Origin of the sequence: Paenibacillus sp. LjRoot153, assembly GCF_964253085.1 — a bacterium.
GTDB lineage: Bacteria > Bacillota > Bacilli > Paenibacillales > NBRC-103111 > Paenibacillus_E.
This window is the reverse complement of sequence record NZ_CAXUQH020000001.1, coordinates 2553629-2571758: the sequence shown is the minus strand read 5'-3', so window position 1 is coordinate 2571758 and position 18130 is coordinate 2553629. Positions and strand designations below refer to the sequence as shown.

The following is an 18130-nucleotide window of genomic DNA, read 5'->3' as shown; positions in this document are numbered from 1 at the left end:
TATCGCCAAATAGAAAAACGGAGTCCTTTGTGGATCTCCGCTTGTTTTTTATTTTTGATATTGTTCGTCTAAAGCATTCTGAAGTTTGAACATATACATTTCAGGCGAATAAGTCGACCCTGCAACGAGAAGCTGAGCATTATCCCACGCGGTCAATTGTGTTTTTGAATCGAAGAACGCTTCGAACCAGAGTGCTCCTCTTTTGGCAGAGTCAAACCTTTTTTGAACCATCTGAGTCAAAGGAGGTACTTCTTTTGGCATCGTTTCAACTTTAAATCCTGTAATCATCCCTAAGTCGTTCATCGCACGATCTCCGTATGAGCTAAACACAGCCTTCATCCAGTCTCCCACAGTCGAATCATAAGCTGCTTTAGAGAAGGAAGTTGTTAATCCTGTATTCATTGCGTAATCGTCAAGCGTTCCCATACCGTCCTTCACAAGGGGAATATTAAAAAAACCGATATTCTCGGTGCCAATTTTATTTATTACTGGATTATTGAAATCACGCAATTCCCAGCTTCCCGTATAAATCATAGCTGCCTTGCTTTGGAAGAACATATCTTTAGCTGATTTGATGTCAACGGTATTAACATTTGATCCAAAATATCCTTCGTTGTTCATTTTTTGAACGACCTGAGCAGCTTCGATAAAACCAGGGGATGTGACCTTAATCTCCCCTTTACTGACACGATCCATTACGTTTGGTCCGTATTTCCTTATGACATAACTACCAATATAACGAGTAATCGGCCATTTATCTTTACCAGCAACGGCATATGCCTGAATTCCTTGCTGCTTTAATATATCTGCGGCCTTTAACATGTCATCCCACGTCGTTGGCTCGCTAAGATTATTATCGGCAAATATTTTCTTATTGTACCAGAATCCCTCGATGTTCATTTCAAGCGGAAGTGCATACAATCCCCCACCCCTAATCTGCTCTTTCAATAACTTTACGGCGGCAGGATTCAGCTTATCGTAAATGTCTAGTTCTTTAAATGTTTTCTCCAGATCAAGAACTTCGTTCAGCATGTTTTGAAGCGGTCTTCCCGATTCGAAAGAAAATAACGTTGGCAGATCATTACTTGCAGCGAGCAATTGCACTCTTTGACGCAAATCCACTTGAGCGACCGTTTCAAAGCGGAAGTTTACCATTGAGTCCGTCTTCTCATACTCCTTAGACAAATCCTCGATAACTTTAGCTGCGCCCCCTCTTGCTGTGGTTAAATAACGAATCGTCTTCTCCTCCCGTTTATTCGATCCTAAAGAAGATTCGTTTTTAGCAGATAAACTGAATAGCCCGCAGCCGCCAACAAACATACTAAGCGCAGCCGAAAGCAACACGGTGATTATAACCCTCTTCATGATCCCTACCTCTTTCCATGCCAACTATTTCCTTCGCTGAATGTCCGATATTGTCTACGAGACAATATCAGATTACTTTATATAGCACGCTAAAGAAAGAGGAAAAGTCAAACCGCAAGGCAGAGATCTTTTTTTTTTGAACATTCTATAGAAAATAGAGACAAAATAGTATTTTATCATAGGAACTATAAAATTCTCACTAACCCTTAACTGAACCAGCCGTCATACCAGCTACTATTTTCTTATTAAAGAAAACGAATAACAGCAGAGGCGGAATTGTGATCAGTAAAATATTCATGAAAAGCAGGTTCCACTGTGTGACAAACTGACTTTGGAAATTATACAGGGTCAATTGTACCGTAGCATTCTTGGATCCTGGAAAGAAATATAAAGGATTCGTAAAATCATTGAAAATACCAACGGAAGACGTAACAATGATCGTAGCTGTAACGGGTTGAAGCAGTGGAAGAATCATTCTAAAATACAATTGCCCGCCTCCGCAACCATCCACAATCGCAGCTTCATCGATCTCTCTGGGAATGGCTGACATGAAACCTTTATACAGCAGCACACAGAAAGGGAACCCCAGCGCAACTTCGACAAGGACAAGCCCTGTCATCGTTTTGAACAATCCCAGACCATCCAGCACCCAGATCGTCGGAACGATGGCAGGAGGAATAATTAAACCAGATAACACGAAAAAGTTAATCCAAGGTGTCGCTTTATCTACCCTGCGCTGCATCACATACCCTGCCATTGAACACACCAGAATCAGAACAGCGATTGAACATACCGTCAACACGGTACTGTTATAGAAAGCGCGAAGCAGCATGTAATCTCTCGCTGTAATGACTTCTCGCATATTATCGAGGAAATGAATGGAGCTAGGCCACTTTAAATTTAATAAGGAGGACTCCTGTTTATCTTTGATCGCATTCACAATGACGAAATAAAACGGCACCCAGAACACGATAACGGTTGCTCCAATCGCAAATGCCTCCAACCAAAATGATTTTCTCGCCTTCATAAATTCACCTCTGAACGATTGAGATACAGGTAAAGCGGGAATGCAAATGCGGTTACAACGAGGAACAAAATCACGTTACCCGCCGTAGCAAGTCCGTAGAATCCGCCTTGATATTGCTTATAGATAATGGAAGCGATCAGGTCGGTTGTAAATCCAGGCCCGCCCTTCGTCATGGCCCACACAAGATCGAAAGATCTTAAACCACCGATGAAGGATAAAATAATAACGGAGTTTGTTGCTGGTCGACTCAGCGGAACGATAATGTTCCAAAATTTATGAAACGCATGCCCTCCATCGATCTGAAGCGCTTCGTAATATTCGTCCGGAATAGAAAGGATACCTGCAATATAAATGACCGTAGCGAATCCTACACCTTTCCATACATCAACCAAAGCAACAGAGAGTAGAGCAATTCGCTTACCTCCTAGCCAATCTGGCCCAGACATCCCCAAAGCTGAAATTGTTGCATTAATCACACCTTGTGTTGGATGCATCATCATGCTGAATGTAATACCAACCGCTATGGTACTTAACAAAGTTGGGAAAAAGATTACCGATCTTAAATAGCCTTTGGCTCTTATTTTGGATGTTAAGAAAACGCCAAGTAACAATCCAATCACAACCTTTAAAACACATGTTACGAGAGCATAGATAAGTGTGTTCTTGAAACCAATTGTAAGGGCAGGCTCTTGAAAGAAGGTAATGAAGTTATCAAGTCCGATAAATTGCCAATCCAGTAATGTCCATCTAGTTAAACTGAAAAAGAACGACATCACCGTAGGGACAATAAAAATGATGAAATATATGATCGCTGCGGGCAAAATGAATGCGTAGGTATACGTTCGCTTCATTATTTTGGTCATCGCATTCCCACCTCTCCATGAATGAGGTCGGCCCTGCTGGGAAGCTCACATGGCCGACTCCATTTATTTTTCTAATTGATTATTACCAACCCTGAAGCCCGAGCTGTTTAGCTTGCTTCTCTACGTCTTTATCATACGTGGCCGCATTCTCTTTCGCTGTTTTGAATCCTGCTCCTACTTCAACCGTGATTTGCGGAAGACTAGGCCCTTTAATTGGGGAGACAAATTCGAGTGCTGGAGCCGTTTTTCCTGAATCAAAGTACGGAAGCATATCTTTCACGACCTGAGCAACATTGTCTGGTAGCTTAGCGCCTTTCACCACATAAGGACCTGTAGGTTTGGATACAACTGCCGTTGCTGTCAAAGCATCTTGTGTGAGGGAGAATTCAACGAACTTTTTCGCCTCAGGAATATGCTTGCTTTTGCTGTAAATATAGTCTCCGTTTGGCATCCAAACAGTCAATCCATTGCTATCCGCACTTTCTCCAGGTTGTGCAAAGAAACCGATATCTTTCATTTTGTCTGGATAATTCTGTTCTAGTGTCGGGATCGCGAATGTCAGCATCGGCAAATGCGCTCCTTTCCCTTCTGCCAGCATCTTCAATCCAGCATCATAGCTTGTCGCAGTCAGGTCCTTGTTCATATAGCCTTTCTTCGCTAATTCTTCCAACTTCTCGAAGCTTCTAAACGCCGCAGGAGACTTGCTGAAATTTGTTTTGTTAGCCGTATAGTTATCAGCAAATTTAGGATCTAGTGCCTGAACGTTATAAAAATCAGCTAGAACGACTAATTGCGAAGTCCAATCATCTTTATAAGCGCCGATAACCGGTGTAATATTGGCCGCTTTAATTTTCTCATTATTAGCGATCAATTCCGCCCATGTCTTCGGAACACTGAGACCGAGATCAGCATATATTTTTTTGTTATAAAACCAACCGCCGCCCATCGTTGCTCCAGCTGGTGCTCCATAAATCTTCCCTTTGTAAGTGACTGTTGGTTTGAACGAATCGACGACATTTTGCATAAATGGCTCATTGGTTACATCAAGGATGTTTTGATCTGGATTCAGGGCCTGCATTAACGAACCAGAATTATAGGAAAATACGTCTGTCATCTCGCCAGTTGAAAGACGTGTTTTAACCAAGTTATCGCCTTCTCCTCCACCTGGGCGGGTCTCAAGTTCAACATGAATGTTTGGGTTCTTCTTTTCGAAAGCAGCAATTAGTGCATTGGCGCTGTTGACTGCGTCTTGCGAATTATCTACAAGAAAAGAAATCGTAACTTTCTTAGCAGGAGCCTCAGAAGCTGGAGCAGTGCTTGTAGCTGGGCTTGCCGCCGCACTGCTTGCTGCTGGCGTTGTGCTCCCATTGCTGCAACCTGCTAGTACACCTATTAGTAAAACTGTTGTTGAAGTAACCCCAATTGTTTGTAACATCTTTTGTTTGACCATTTTGTTTTCATTCCTTTTCTTGTTAAATTTGCTTTCTGTACGTATCGTAAGCGTTTTCTTTATCTTCGACAATTGCTTCATTCTTTAGTAACGTCCACTTTTTTTAGGTTAAAAACAAAAAAACGGATCCCTGAGGATCCACAGAAACAAAGGCAAACAGTGACAAACGTATAGCCGCTGTCACTCCTCTGGTTTACTTAGTTGCACATCAATCGCTTTCTGAAGCTCTTCCATATAAGATTGTGCTGTCATGCTGTCGCTACTAATCAGCAGTTGTGCATTGTCCCATGCAACAGATTGCGTCTTCGAATCGAAATTCGCTTCGAACCACAATACCGCGCGTTTCGCAGACTCTATCTTCTCCTGCACCATCTGGGTCAATGGGGGAATTTGTGCAGGCATATGCTCGACTTTGAACCCTGTGATTAACCCGCTATCCTTCATGGCCCTATCGCCATACTGACTGAAAACGGTTTTCATCCATTCGCCGATAATAGGATTGAAAGCTTCCTTGGAGAACGAATTCGTTAGTCCTGCGTTCATAGGAAACTCATCCAACGTCCCACTCCCATCCTTCACGAGAGGAATATTGAAATATCCGATGCCTTCTGATCCAAGCTTATTTCGGACTGGATTATTAAAATCACGCAGTTCCCAACTACCGGAGTAGAACATGGCCGCATTCCCTTGTAGAAATAAATCAATAGAAGATTGTGAATCTATCGTATTTGCATCTGGACCAAAGTATCCTTTCTTACTCATGTCATAAACAGTCTGTGCGGCTTCCACGAACCCCGGGGCTGTCACTTTCATCTCACCTTTTTCAACACTTTCCATCACATCAGGGCCATATTTCCTTACGGCATACCCACCTATTAGCCTTGTAATTGGCCATTTTTCTTTACCTGCCACAGAGAACGGCTGAATACCATTTTTAATAAACAGGTCAGCAGCCTGAAGCATGTCATCCCATGTACGGGGTTCTTCGATTCCATACTTAGCAAACAGTGATTTATTATACCAAAATCCTTCAATGTTGAGTTCCAAGGGCAATGCATACAGACCACCGCCATGGGTCTGTTGTTTTAATAAATTAACCGCAATGGGATTCAATTTCTCATAAATCCCCAGATCCTTGAATGTTTTTTGAAGATCGAGCACCTCGCTCATCAAGTTACGAAGAGGCCTCCCCGACTCAAAGGAAAACATGGTTGGCAGATCGTTGCTAGCTGCAAGCAGTTGAATGCGTTGCCTGAGACCAGACTGTCCAACATAATTGTATTCAAGCTTTACATTGGGATTTACCTTTGTATATTCCGCACTTAAATCCGTAATCACCTTTACCGTTCCCTCGGATTCTAAGTTTGAAGTTATATAGGTGATATTGGTAAGTTCATCCTCCTTAGGTACCGTAGAATGGGTTTCCTCTGCACGACAACCGACTAAGGTGGCGAAGAGCATAACGAAAATAGAACTCATAAGCATCCTTCTCATCTTTTGCTCAAACCCCTCTGCCCTTATTCAGATTTTCTATGCGTCTCACGATACTGACCTGGTGTAACACCGGTATACTTCTTAAATACTTCCGTAAAATGCCTATAATGATAATAGCCGACTTTTTCACTCACTTCGTTTATCAATAACCCGTCAAGAAGCAGCGTTTTGGCTTGCTCCATTCTCATTCTTGTTAAATATTTAATATAACTTAGTCCCTTGGATTCTTTAAAGAGCAGGCTAAAATAGGTAGCGTTCATCCCCACATGTGAGGCTACTTCTTTTAGCGATATATCTCGATTATAGTTAAGCGCCATGTAACTTACAGCTTTGTCGACAGAGTCATGCTTAATCCGCTGACGAGTATCGATCATCGATTTCATGATTCTATCAATATGATCTCGAAACCATCCTATAATTTCATCCAATGTTACAAGTTTTCGCAATTGAACATGGGGGAACTGATCCGCATCCATGATTTTTGCCATATCAACCCCTGCCTCTTTGGCCGCTTCCCAGCCTAGATAAACGAGTTTGAGGATTTCTAATTCGAGCAACCGCTTTTCCAGATTCTTCGCTTCAAAAGACTGCTTAAAGCGTTCTAGTTGTTGGAATACCCCTTTGGTATCACAAGTCCGGATGTAAAATACGAATAACTCTTCCCACGCCGTCAAGCCATCTGGCAAATCCCCGCACTCAGCGAGATCCTCATATCGTGTCCATCCCTCTCCCTCTAGATACATTCCGTATCGTAGCGCACTTTGAGCTTCCCTGTAGCTTTTGGTAGCGTCGGCTAGCTTCACATACGTTCTTCCTGAACCAACTGAAACGCCACCAGCGTGTTCTGCCCAATTGTTCATGCTTTCCTTTAATGGCTCGGTAGCCGGATTCACATGGATAACAAGTGCTATATACTCACTGCCATTCCGAACTTTGATCACACGGTAATCGTCATTTTCAGTCAGATAACCCTTTTCCGAAGAACATGCCAAGACGGTAACCCCAGCAATACCAGTTGCATTAACACCTAATGTAGACAGCCATTTCACTTCTGCTTCTGCGCCCATAAGCAAGAGATCTAAAGTTGCCTTTTCTAGTAATTCCTTTTGTTTATTCATTTGAATATTAACTTTCTGGAGTGCTTCTTGGATCTTCCGAAGGGTAATGGGTTTCTCAATAAAATCGATGACACCGATTTTAAGCGCTCGCTTCACATACTCAAACTCATTAAATCCACTAAAGACAATACATATGGTATCAGGCGCTTCTTGCGTAATGATCTCTAGGAGTTGAAGCCCATCCATACCAGGCATCCGGATGTCTGTGAAAATGATGTCTGGCCGCACCGAGCGAAATACGGCTAATGCCTCTATCCCATTTGCCGCTGTGCCCGCTAGATCAATCCCATAGTGAGACCAGTCAACCTTCGTTTGAAAGCCTTGGAGTACGATGAACTCATCGTCAAATACAACCGCTTTACGCATCCTGTTCACTGTCCTTCCGTATGCAACCTGATTCGAATATCAATCTTGGTCCCCTCATTAGGCTGGCTTGCGAATGTAAAGGAGCTTTGGTTCCCATAATACAGCATCACACGTTCACGAACATTCCGTAACCCATACCCTTGCTCAATCAATGTCAAATCTTCAATCCCAACGCCGTCATCTTCAACTGTAAAAATAACCACGTCCTTGCCTTCTCGTCGCGCAGTAAGTCTAATGGTTCCAGGACCGATTTTGGGCTCTAAGCCATGATAGATCGCATTTTCAACCAATGGCTGAAGCAATAATTTCAGAAAATCAATTCCCATTAGGGAAGGATCAACATGTTCTATGTAAGTAAAGCGATGATTAAATCGGATATTCTGGATGGTCATGTAGTGCTCAATATGCTTTAATTCTTTGAAAAAGGGTATCGTTTCCTTCCCTTTATTCAAACTTAATCGGAAGCTCTCGGATAAGGAATCCGCCATTAGCGCGATATCCGGCGTATCATGCATGATCGCCATCCAATAAATTGAATCTAAGGTATTATATAAAAAATGAGGCTTTATTTGTGCTTGCAGCGTGTTAAGTTCAGCTTCTCTTTCCTTTAATTGAGAATCAATAAGCCGTTCACCCAATTGCACATTTTCGATAGCCATCCGCTTAAATGTTTCTCCTATTGTCCCAACTTCGTCAGCTTCGAAATTTCCAAACCAATTCTTTACACCTGTCGACCATTCTAAGATCATTTTCTTCAGCTGTAGTAAGGGGCGAGTAATCGATCTGGCAATCCAAAATGCAAAAAGGAGTGAAATGAAAGCGATGATAGCCGAAATGATAGCTGTTGCAACGCCAATACGGTTCGATTGCTTCAGTAACTCTTTGGCCTCAATAATATGCATGAACGTCCACCCTGTTGTTTGATTCGTATATCTCGTAATCAAGTATCCTGTCTGCTCAAGGTTTTGGACCAAGTTTTCCATACCATCTTCTATAGACACTTCCTTCAACACATCAATTTTATTGGCATAAACCATACTGGAGCTACTAGAAGCAATCGGATTCATTACTAAGAAGGAACTGTTATCACTTTCATGTATAACGGTTTGAAACATACTCTTTTTAATATTCGTTACCAGTAAGCCAATGGGCTCACTCTCTAGATTGTCCGGGTCGCGCAACAGTTTTACACTGGAAAAAGATTCTTTAGAGGTATAAGGATCCAGCACATTATAACTGAAGAAAACTTCCTTCCCCCTTGCTCTGATGACGGGATCATACCACTCTGTCTTAGAAATGTTCATCCGAGTTTGATTCGTTCCATAAAGTCCAGCGCTCTCAGATCTACCATAACAAGTCGAATGAAATTCCCGATCAAATAAACAAACAGAATCAAAATACTGTGAATCTACTAGGTTACTCAAAACAATATGTTCCAGGCGCTGTACGGTACGGACACCAATTGTTGAAGCCGCTCCATTTCTGCCGCTTTCAATTAGCTGTTCTCTTAATTGATTATCCGAAAGGACAACACGATTCATATTAATGACATTCCGCAGGAGCAAATCCGCAACTTCACTTGCCGTTCTTAAATGGTTCTCATTCGTCTGTTCATGGTTTTGAACTAAAGTATCTTTTGCAATATTAAATGACACAAATCCAAGAACACATAGAGGCATTACCGATAACGTTATCATCGCCACTAGAAAACGAGTGCGTATCTTTTTAGGTTGTAATTTTCCTAGAAACCTTCTGAATAGCTTCATTTGAGAGACCCTCTTCTATAAAAAAACTACATTCTGTACGTATATTCATCTTACATGAATTAGGTAGACTCTGTAAGTCAGGTTTTTTTATGACATATCAGATTTTTTCAGGTTAACCCTATGCTTGTCGTCTTCCAACAAAAACAAAGTTGACAAGAACACCCATTTTCATAAGGAATCCTGGTCAACTTTTCAATTTGTAAATCTTCAAGCGTAGATATGTCCAAAAAATGTGGATCAACACAACGACCTTTATTTTCCACCTTCATTCGTTTTCATTCTGCAGTATAACAACCTGCAAAATTTCATTATTGTGACGATAAATTTTCACTTTAGTAATCAACAATGTCAGTCATAAAACAAAGTCCAGGGATAGATAGTTTACTCATCATTATTGAATGATTAAAGCCCTACGATTATTATCGTAAGGCCGATATTATTCATATTAATGAACCAACCACCCATCCCGAAACCTTACAACCCGCTTTGCACGAATGTATGATAGACTCCCCAAAACCACCACGGGAATCGTCCCAATCAGTAACGTTAGTAAAAGAAGTCGCATCAAATACTTTGATGATAAAAGTTTAAACATAAGGGGGGACACTCCTTCATTCATCAAAAGCCTATACCTGCAATAGCTTATTTCGGACATAACTAAGATGTCGGTACATATGAGTAAACGCTTCATGTGGATCCCGATTAACGAGTGCATTATAGATATCTGTATGAAATTGGACCGTTACATCACGTTCACGTTCCCTAACTTGTCTGTCCATTTTGTCAAAGCTTATAAGCAGCGGATCTATCATACCTTCAATGATCGGATTGTTCGCACTCAATGCAATAATCCGATGGAATTCCTTGTCCACTTCCGCATAATTGTTATCTACACTGCCCGCAATTTCATCAATAGTTTCTTTCAATCGTCCCAACTGCTCGTTCGTAATCTTTTCTGCCGCCATGGCCACAAGTCCCAGTTCTAAAGCCATACGTGCTTCGATGATCGCAGGAAGGTTGCCAACGGACAAAGCCAGCATTACCGAGAACGGATTGCTGCCTATTTTATTATTGAAATGGGTTCCACCACGTGTTTTTCGCGTAATCACTTCAAGTGCTTCAAGCGAACTTAAAGCTTCCCGCAGAACTGGCCGACTCACGCCTAACATATCGATCAGTTCCATCTCGGACGGCAGTTTATCTCCAGGTTTAAGCTGTCCGCTGATCAGCAGCTGAACAATACTATCAATGACTTGCTTGGGCAGCGTGTTTCGTTTAATAGACCCCAATTCTACGCTTCCTTTAAGTTCTACCATAATTGCCCTTCTTTCTTTGCTGATTAAAGTATATAGTCATATTGTAAGATGAATTAAATAAAATAACAATGTTGTCCTATTGCCATGATATATTATTTCATCTTGATTCCAATACTTATCAATCTGCATAACCTAGCTGTGGCAGCATGAATAAGCTCTTCAGCCGATACGATACATTACTCTAAATCCATAGGCCGGGGCACAATAATCATCAGAGCATCAATTCCATGTTGAAGTACATCCTCAGCGCCTTTACCTAAACCGGCACCGTAGCACTAGGGAATACGTCCCGAATCCCTCGTTCCATCGCATCAGCAACAGCAAGGGCAGATAAGCTTCCTTTATATGAATCGGGTGCCAATATAATTCGCATCGCGTTTCTCTCCTCTCTTTCTTGCATACAAAAATCTGATACTTCTATACTAACAAAGAAAACCCCTTATAGATGCTAAGAGGTTTACAACTGCTGCTTATCTTTTAACTTCAACCTTTGCCATTTTCTCGTAGTAACGAATCAAGCTCCCGTGGTCACAATCACCCATTCCATCCATCTTCAAGGCCTGCATCATTTCCATAACGGCAGCCGTCAGTGGTAGAGGCTCGCCTACTTCATGCGAAGTTTCCAAGACGTTGCTCAAGTCCTTTATATGCAGGTTGATACGGAATCCCGGATCAAAATTGCGGTCCATAACGAGCGGAGCTTTCGCATCTAAAACGGTACTGCCGGCCAAACCGCCGCGAATCGCCTGATAAACGAGCTCAGGTTGTACACCAACCTTGCTGGCAAGCACGAATGCTTCGGACATCGCGGCAATGTTAATAGCAACTACGATCTGATTAACCAGCTTGGTCACATTCCCTGCTCCGATGTCTCTTGTACGTATGACAGAGGCTGCCATTGCTTTTAACACAAATATTTCAACGACCAATGCCGGCACAATACTCGCTGTTGAAGCGACACAACCTACAGCACCGCAAACCAATGAACCTAAGATCATGAGCTGCTCATGATCCAGTCCATAAAATTCTCCGTTACTGCCTAAAGAAAGGATACCGTGCACCCTTCCTGCGATAACGTGCTCGACTACTCTTCATAGTCCCTGCTCTTTCACACATTCATCAGCATCAACCGGTGTAACGATAGGTGGAATGACATCGAGAATAAGACTATAGTCCACTGTAATCTCTCCTCCATTTCATTTTATTATCTCGATTACCGTACAAGGCAAGGTTGTTTATGATCGAATTTCCAGCCAGGAATCAAATACTGCATTGCAATCGCATCATCGCGCGCTCCAAGCCCTTTCTCATTATAAAGCTGGTGCGCTTTTTCAATTTCAACCATATCAATCTCAATGCCCAAACCTGGCTTGTTAGGAACTTCCACCATGCCACCAACAATTTGGAACGGTTCTTTGGTCAAACGCTGCCCGTCCTGCCAAATCCAATGTGTATCGATAGCTGTGATTTTTCCCGGTGCAGCGGCTGCGACATGGGTAAACATGGCCAACGAAATATCAAAATGATTGTTAGAATGCGAGCCCCACGTCAGCCCCCATTCATGACACATTTGTGCGACTCGAACAGAACCTTGCATCGTCCAGAAGTGCGGATCAGCAAGTGGTATATCAACCGAATTCAGTTGAATCGCGTGTCCCATCTGGCGCCAATCCGTGGCGATCATGTTCGTAGCCGTCGGCAGCCCAGTAGCACGGCGAAACTCTGCCATTACCTCACGTCCAGAATAACCATTTTCAGCTCCGCAAGGATCTTCCGCATAAGCCAATACATGGTTTTGATCACGGCAAAGGCGAATTGCTTCAGACAAAGACCATGCTCCGTTAGGATCCAGCGTTATTCTCGCTTGGGGAAAACGTTCGGCTAACGCGGTGACGGCCTCGATCTCCTCTTCTCCTCGAAACACGCCGCCCTTTAGCTTGAAGTCGTTAAAACCATATCGCTTGTATGCCGCCTCAGCCAGTTTAACGACAGCTTTAGGTGTAAGCGCTTCCTCATTGCGCAATCGTGTCCAGTCATCCTTGCCATCCTGTCCGCTCAAGTAAGGTAGATCCGTTTTATTTCGATCTCCGATATAGAACAAGTAACCTAACATCTCTACGCGTTGACGTTGCTGGCCTTCTCCAAGGAGCGCAGCTACAGGAACACCGAGGAATTTCCCCAGAAGATCTAACAGTGCAGCTTCCAGAGCAGTAACGGCGTGAATCGTGATGCGTAGATCGAAGGTTTGTAAACCACGTCCTCCAGCATCTCGATCAGCAAACTGCTTGCGTACTGTATTCATAATGTTATTGTATTGACCTATGGATTGACCAATGACGAGCGCCCGTGCATCCTCTAGTGTTTGTCGAATCTTATCACCACCTGGAACCTCACCAACACCCGTATGGCCTGCGTTATCTTTAAGAATGATAATGTTGCGTGTAAAGAAAGGAGCATGTGCACCGCTGAGATTAAGCAGCATACTATCGTACCCCGCTACAGGGATTATCTGCATTTCCGTAATAATCGGCGTGTCTGAAAAACGGTTATTCATTTGCTCATGTTTCATATCCTGCATCAAAGTGTTCTCTCCCCTTCATTTAATTATATAAAATAAGGAATCGGCTTGCTTCATAAGTCATATTGTAAGACAAATTAAAATATACGTCAATTTATTATTTATGATCAGCGAACGTCTCTTGTGCGGTAATCGGTACATCTTCTTGACCTCTATCGATAAACGGAACAAATTCTTGTCTTTGATCGATGACAAGAATTTGTTCCGTTTCCCCCGCCTAGAGTAAAAACGTCGTAGAATTTAAGCACGAAGGCAGTTGATTGACAGGTGAAATTAAGAGGAGTCCCGGGCTCTTATGTCAAGAATGATCATTCGTCATCGAAAAAGATAAGCTTCCATGTTGGTATCAAAAACAATGATCTTGCCCGTATCGTCGTAGTCCAATCATTCACCTGTCCCCCTAAACGATGATAAACATTTTCGGTATCACTCCTATTCATGGTACACCGTAGAACCGTATGTGACTAATGGACTTGAAGGGAAAAGGCGCGACATGCGGTATCTTTTCTCATTTCGTTTTAACCTGCACGCCCCCCTGTCTAGCAATATGATCAGCTGTACGAATAGCAAGCGCGATCGTAGTCAATGTTTGATTCTCAGCTCCGATGTAAGGCAGAGCGCTATTGTCGGCCACATAGAGGCCGGAGACTCCATGAATTTGACCGTATGGGTTCGCTACGGAAGTATTGGGATCGTCTCCGATTCGGCATGTGCCCGAGTCATGATGCAAATCGCCGAGCGGAGTCAGGCAAATAGGCGGTCTCCCGTTCTTGGCAACCAAATGTACACCCGTGTCTTTGGCAATGCGCTTTATCCCTTTCGTCATTTGATCCACGACGCTCCAATCTGCCTCGCTCAAGGAAAAATGAACCTTTATTTCAGGAACACCGTACTCATCAATTTTGTCCGGATTCAGCGTAATCCGATTGTCGAATCTCGGTTCGACTTTGCCATACCCATAGAAGTTGACCGTGGTTTCACCAGTTAGTGGTCTTTCAACGCTAATCGGATACCAATAGAAGGCTTCGGGCCCGGTCATTAATACGGAATAAGGAGTATTCGGTTCCTGCGGTATCATAACATTCAGCGGACCCCAAGGAACAGGAAAATCAGAAGTGGATATCGATCCTGTTGCTTGCACGAAAGTTTGATTCGTCAGAAAGTGCCCCAATGCCCGGTGCTGAAATCCCGAATGCAAGAGCAAGCGCGGCGTCTCGAACGTACTCGCGCTCACAACAACGGTTTTGGCTTTTAGGTTGTAAGCGGTTTTATCCGGTGAAACGACCGTAACTCCCGTGACTTTTCCGTTATCTTGAAGAATCTTTGTAGCACGTGCGTTGATCGCCAAATCGAAAGGCCTCTGATTCAGAGCTCTGGCAAGTAAGGAAATGGAACTCGTAAACATGTCTGTATGGATTTGCCCGAGAGACTGAGGCACAATATCAGCCGCAATCGGAAGAGGAGCCGCTTTCGAATAACCGCGCATCCATAACCGCTCCAGTAAAATTTCCGTGAACGACGCTCCCTCGGCGAAGGCTCTAGTGACATTCATGACTTGTTCTGCAATGCCGTAATAGCTTTCCATCTCATGGACAGGTATTGGCCACTTCGCCAGATCCCACGCATGTAACCGAGGAGTAAACGCATACCAGAATAACGTTCTGCCTCCCAACGCAAATAGCTGTCTGGCCCCCGGATATTCGGGTAACGAACCAGGCAGCGGCTTGGATAAGTAACTAAAATAAGCTACGAGGCGATCTTGGTTTAACGTCGATAAGTTTCGGGCATGCGTTGGGATGATCTGGTCGCCCCGTTCAATGATGCCAATTCGTTTCTTTTCCCTCTTCCATTGTTCGCAGAGTCTCCAGAGCACAGATCCTCCCCCGGCTCCCGTACCGATGATTAGAACATCATATTCCTGCTGAGCCATCTCGGAGAGCGGCGTGAGGGGAATCCAGTTGTTCAGCGTTTCTGCTGATGCAACTGGGCAAGTCGGTAAGGAATCAACCGTTGAAGCTCTTGATGTTGTTTCGGAAGGAAGATAAACTGACATGCCGGTGATGTCGAGATCAGGATGTGGAATATGCGGATTGAGCACAATGAGCTCCTCAACGGATAAAGCGTTTTTTATCGCAATAGCTCTAAGTGTTTCTTGCATGTTAGAGACCCATATCTTCAAAAACTCTCACTCTCCATCCGGCCTAATATTGTAACTTAACCTTTCAAAGTTATCACTTGAGCTTGTGATCAAAACGTTGCGAATGGCGCTGTGTTGCCGAAGGTCGCGCTGCTCCGTGAGCGGATGCCGCCCAACGCACCGCATTGGCGATTACCCGCAAAATTTGTTTATGATAATAGGTCGGATAAGCTTCATGTCCAGGTCTGAAATAAAATATTTTCCCAAGACCGCGCGTATAGGCACACCCGCTTCGAAACACTTCACCACCTTCGAACCAGCTTATAAACACAAGCTCTTCCGGCGCTGGAATGTCAAAAAACTCCCCATACATTTCCTCCGGCCTGAGATCGATATACTCTCCGATACCTTGTGTAATTGGATGGGCAGGATTGACAACCCACAGAAGCTCCCTTTTCGCATCTTCCCGCCATTTTAAGTCACAGCTGGTCCCCATCAATCTCTGAAATAGTTTGGATCGATGTCCGGAGTGAAGGACGATCAAACCCATTCCCTGCAATACCCTTCTTTGAATGCGTGTGACGACTTCATCAGAGACCTGATCGTGCGCTAGATGACCCCCTGAACGGTACACTTGCTATCTGCTTAATGCCGCCTGGCGGGGATAACCACGAAGCAGGAACATGCCGAATGGGCGATGATCCCTCTATTTCAGCCACAAATCGATATGGTCAAATTCATGGGATTTCAGGTCTATACGTCGCCGATAACAGTGTTCTTCCTTCCATGGGCGCAGTGAATCCAACATTGACTACAGTAGCTTTGGCAATCCGAACAGCCGATTACATCTGTAAGCAAATCCTCTGAGCCTTGGACCCGAGCGATTCGGGTTATTTTTTTTGTCCTTTCCCTTACCCCCAGTGTATGCCTAAATAAAAAAACAGATGACTGCCCCCAGCGTAAATCCCCATAAGAACTAACTCTACAAATTACATAATTCCCCTGATTCTTGGAAACTTCTACGACAACTCGCGGCGGCTTCATTATTTTGGGTTACTCATCATTGGGCAAGTGAGTAATGTTTTATGTTTAACATAGTAATCGTTCTAGTGATGAAGCATACAACCCAGATAAATTTTTTGCATTGGCAGCTTAAAATTAAGCATTACCTCACGCAAGTTGGCGTATTCGCAGGATGACATAGAAAGCACGGAGTATCCGGATACGTTACGCAAAAGGGCTCTGACCAGTTTCGTTAGAAAGACCGAATCCACTTCTTAGATAGATGTGACGAATGATAGGGGGCTTAACCCGTTGAGATAGGGGAGTGAAAATCACTAAGGGCACCGTGGAGGAAATCAAATTATACCCAAGGAGCTTAATCCACTGGCTGAGTTAAGACAGTAGAAATAAAAGAGTCAACGATGCAGTGTGTTGAATTAGAAGTGGAACTTAATTGGGGAACAAATAACGTGCCTATGAAGAACTTATGATCAGGTAGTTCAATCATTCTTGGGTTGCCAATGTAATCCGTTCCGACTATTCTTAATCCGGCTTCATGAATTTGTTTTTCATATTCCGAACTAAGTCCATAGTTACATCTGAACTGTTCAATTACATTTTCAACTTGATAAATATCATAGATTCTCGAGGGTTTCTTTACTATGACTTCACCTTTTTGGCCGACTAATGAGCAAGCCAGTTTACTAATAACTATTTGATTTGCGTGTGGATCGCGTTCTTCGTGCCCAGCATTCTCCAGCATCATTTTGTTTCTTGCATATTCCATAATGATGTATTGAAATCCACCGCATGTCCCTAACAAAGGTATATTGTTTTCGCGTGCAAATTGAATAATGCTAAGTACCCCATCAACGGAATCTGGGGACCCTGGACCTATCCAAAAACCCTGAAAGATTTCCTTGATGGTATTCAGTTGTTTAATTATGGTAGCTGTAGGAATCCACTCATACTCGATAAAAACGCCTAATTTCCTAAACGAATGTAGAAGTGCATCGTTAGTAGCAATCTGTGATGGATATTCTGGACGAAAGTCACCAACAATCCCAATTTTCATTTTGTATGCCCCTTTCAAATTCAACTAGGAATTCATACCATATGTTAGCAAATGTTTCAATGAGATTATTGAGATTGCCTTTAAATTCTTCAAACATAACTGCCCTTTACTTTAAATGATAAAATGAAAATAAGATCTGCTTCAATGCAGCTCCTGCCCTATAGGTCTTACGTTAGTTTAATCAAAGTGGATTAGAAGAAGTTGTTTCAAACTCCTTGGATAGCCCATTTTATGAATCCAAATATATAGAATAGCACTACAGATGTAGAAATAATTAGGGCAGAAACTGGAATTACTCTTTTACTGATTTTGAACATACCAATTATGCTAAAAAATAAATTTAATATTACAATAAAAGCTGTATATCTCAGCCCATTAGCTGTTAATTGAAGAAATGGCTTGCCTGAAGCTAAACCATATATCATTGAAAATACAATTGTAGTTGTAAGTAGTAGTAACCCAAAGCTTAAAGTAAAATGATTTCCTTTCATCCCCACACCCCGATTCATATTTCAATACCACACTTTCGCAAATAAATAACCTCATTAATATAGACGCTTTAAACACTGCGCT

The 18130-nt window shown here is 42.9% G+C and carries 14 protein-coding genes and 2 pseudogenes; 1 reads left to right on the top strand and 15 read right to left on the bottom strand.

Translation table 11 applies throughout. The features are described from left to right. Nucleotides 1-48 precede the first annotated feature (48 nt). The 13 genes and pseudogenes from ACSQ8P_RS11280 to ACSQ8P_RS11220 all read right to left on the bottom strand — a co-directional run bounded on the left by ACSQ8P_RS11280 (nt 49) and on the right by ACSQ8P_RS11220 (nt 16114). On the bottom strand, nt 49-1365 hold the full coding sequence (locus ACSQ8P_RS11280) for an ABC transporter substrate-binding protein (protein ID WP_436235251.1): 1317 nt from the start codon (nt 1363-1365) through the stop codon (nt 49-51). A 199-nt stretch (nt 1366-1564) separates the two neighbouring features. Next, nucleotides 1565-2392: a carbohydrate ABC transporter permease gene (locus ACSQ8P_RS11275; protein WP_436235250.1), complete on the bottom strand. Its 828-nt coding sequence runs from the start codon at nt 2390-2392 to the stop codon at nt 1565-1567. Next, the gene (locus ACSQ8P_RS11270; protein ID WP_436235249.1) at nt 2389-3255 is read right to left on the bottom strand and encodes a carbohydrate ABC transporter permease; all 867 of its coding nucleotides are present in this window, start codon (nt 3253-3255) and stop codon (nt 2389-2391) included. Before ACSQ8P_RS11270 ends, ACSQ8P_RS11275 begins: the two co-directional genes overlap by 4 nt. A gap of 82 nt (nt 3256-3337) precedes the next feature. After that, complete coding sequence (locus ACSQ8P_RS11265) at nt 3338-4690, bottom strand: ABC transporter substrate-binding protein (RefSeq protein ID WP_436235248.1); 1353 nt, start codon at nt 4688-4690, stop codon at nt 3338-3340. A 195-nt stretch (nt 4691-4885) separates the two neighbouring features. Then, nucleotides 4886-6166 (bottom strand): ABC transporter substrate-binding protein, encoded by a 1281-nt coding sequence (locus ACSQ8P_RS11260; protein ID WP_436235247.1) that lies wholly within the window; start codon nt 6164-6166, stop codon nt 4886-4888. Nucleotides 6167-6222: 56 nt separating this feature from the next. Further along, nucleotides 6223-7683 carry a response regulator gene (locus tag ACSQ8P_RS11255; protein ID WP_436235246.1) on the bottom strand — a complete coding sequence of 487 codons (1461 nt, stop codon included), beginning with the start codon at nt 7681-7683 and terminating at the stop codon, nt 6223-6225. Nucleotides 7684-7688: 5 nt separating this feature from the next. After that, entirely contained in the window at nt 7689-9380 is a 1692-nt protein-coding gene (locus ACSQ8P_RS11250) for a sensor histidine kinase (RefSeq protein ID WP_436235245.1), read from the bottom strand. Nucleotides 9381-10075: 695 nt separating this feature from the next. After that, on the bottom strand, nt 10076-10765 hold the full coding sequence (locus tag ACSQ8P_RS11245) for a FadR/GntR family transcriptional regulator (protein ID WP_436235244.1): 690 nt from the start codon (nt 10763-10765) through the stop codon (nt 10076-10078). Nucleotides 10766-11036: 271 nt separating this feature from the next. After that, a pseudogene (locus ACSQ8P_RS11240) lies at nt 11037-11138 on the bottom strand (glycerate kinase); the annotation flags it as partial. 97 nt (nt 11139-11235) lie between these two features. Beyond that, entirely contained in the window at nt 11236-11826 is a 591-nt protein-coding gene (locus ACSQ8P_RS11235) for an NAD-binding protein (RefSeq protein WP_436235243.1), read from the bottom strand. A 152-nt stretch (nt 11827-11978) separates the two neighbouring features. Next, nucleotides 11979-13343, bottom strand: a complete 1365-nt coding sequence (gene gudD / locus ACSQ8P_RS11230) for a glucarate dehydratase (protein ID WP_436235242.1) — start codon at nt 13341-13343, stop codon at nt 11979-11981. 508 nt (nt 13344-13851) lie between these two features. Then, a complete protein-coding gene (locus ACSQ8P_RS11225; RefSeq protein WP_436235241.1) occupies nt 13852-15522 on the bottom strand; it encodes a GMC oxidoreductase in 1671 nt (556 codons plus the stop codon). Nucleotides 15523-15574: 52 nt separating this feature from the next. Further along, nucleotides 15575-16114 (bottom strand): ThuA domain-containing protein, encoded by a 540-nt coding sequence (locus ACSQ8P_RS11220; RefSeq protein ID WP_436235240.1) that lies wholly within the window; start codon nt 16112-16114, stop codon nt 15575-15577. 5 nt (nt 16115-16119) lie between these two features. Here ACSQ8P_RS11220 and ACSQ8P_RS11215 point away from each other — a divergent pair. Then, nucleotides 16120-16347, top strand: a pseudogene (locus ACSQ8P_RS11215) (GMC oxidoreductase); the annotation flags it as partial. A gap of 511 nt (nt 16348-16858) precedes the next feature. Here ACSQ8P_RS11215 and ACSQ8P_RS11210 read toward each other — a convergent pair. Beyond that, entirely contained in the window at nt 16859-17557 is a 699-nt protein-coding gene (locus ACSQ8P_RS11210) for a CTP synthase C-terminal region-related (seleno)protein (RefSeq protein ID WP_436235239.1), read from the bottom strand. A 206-nt stretch (nt 17558-17763) separates the two neighbouring features. Further along, nucleotides 17764-18048, bottom strand: coding sequence for a hypothetical protein (locus tag ACSQ8P_RS11205; RefSeq protein ID WP_436235238.1), 285 nt, complete (start codon nt 18046-18048; stop codon nt 17764-17766). Nucleotides 18049-18130: the final 82 nt, after the last annotated feature.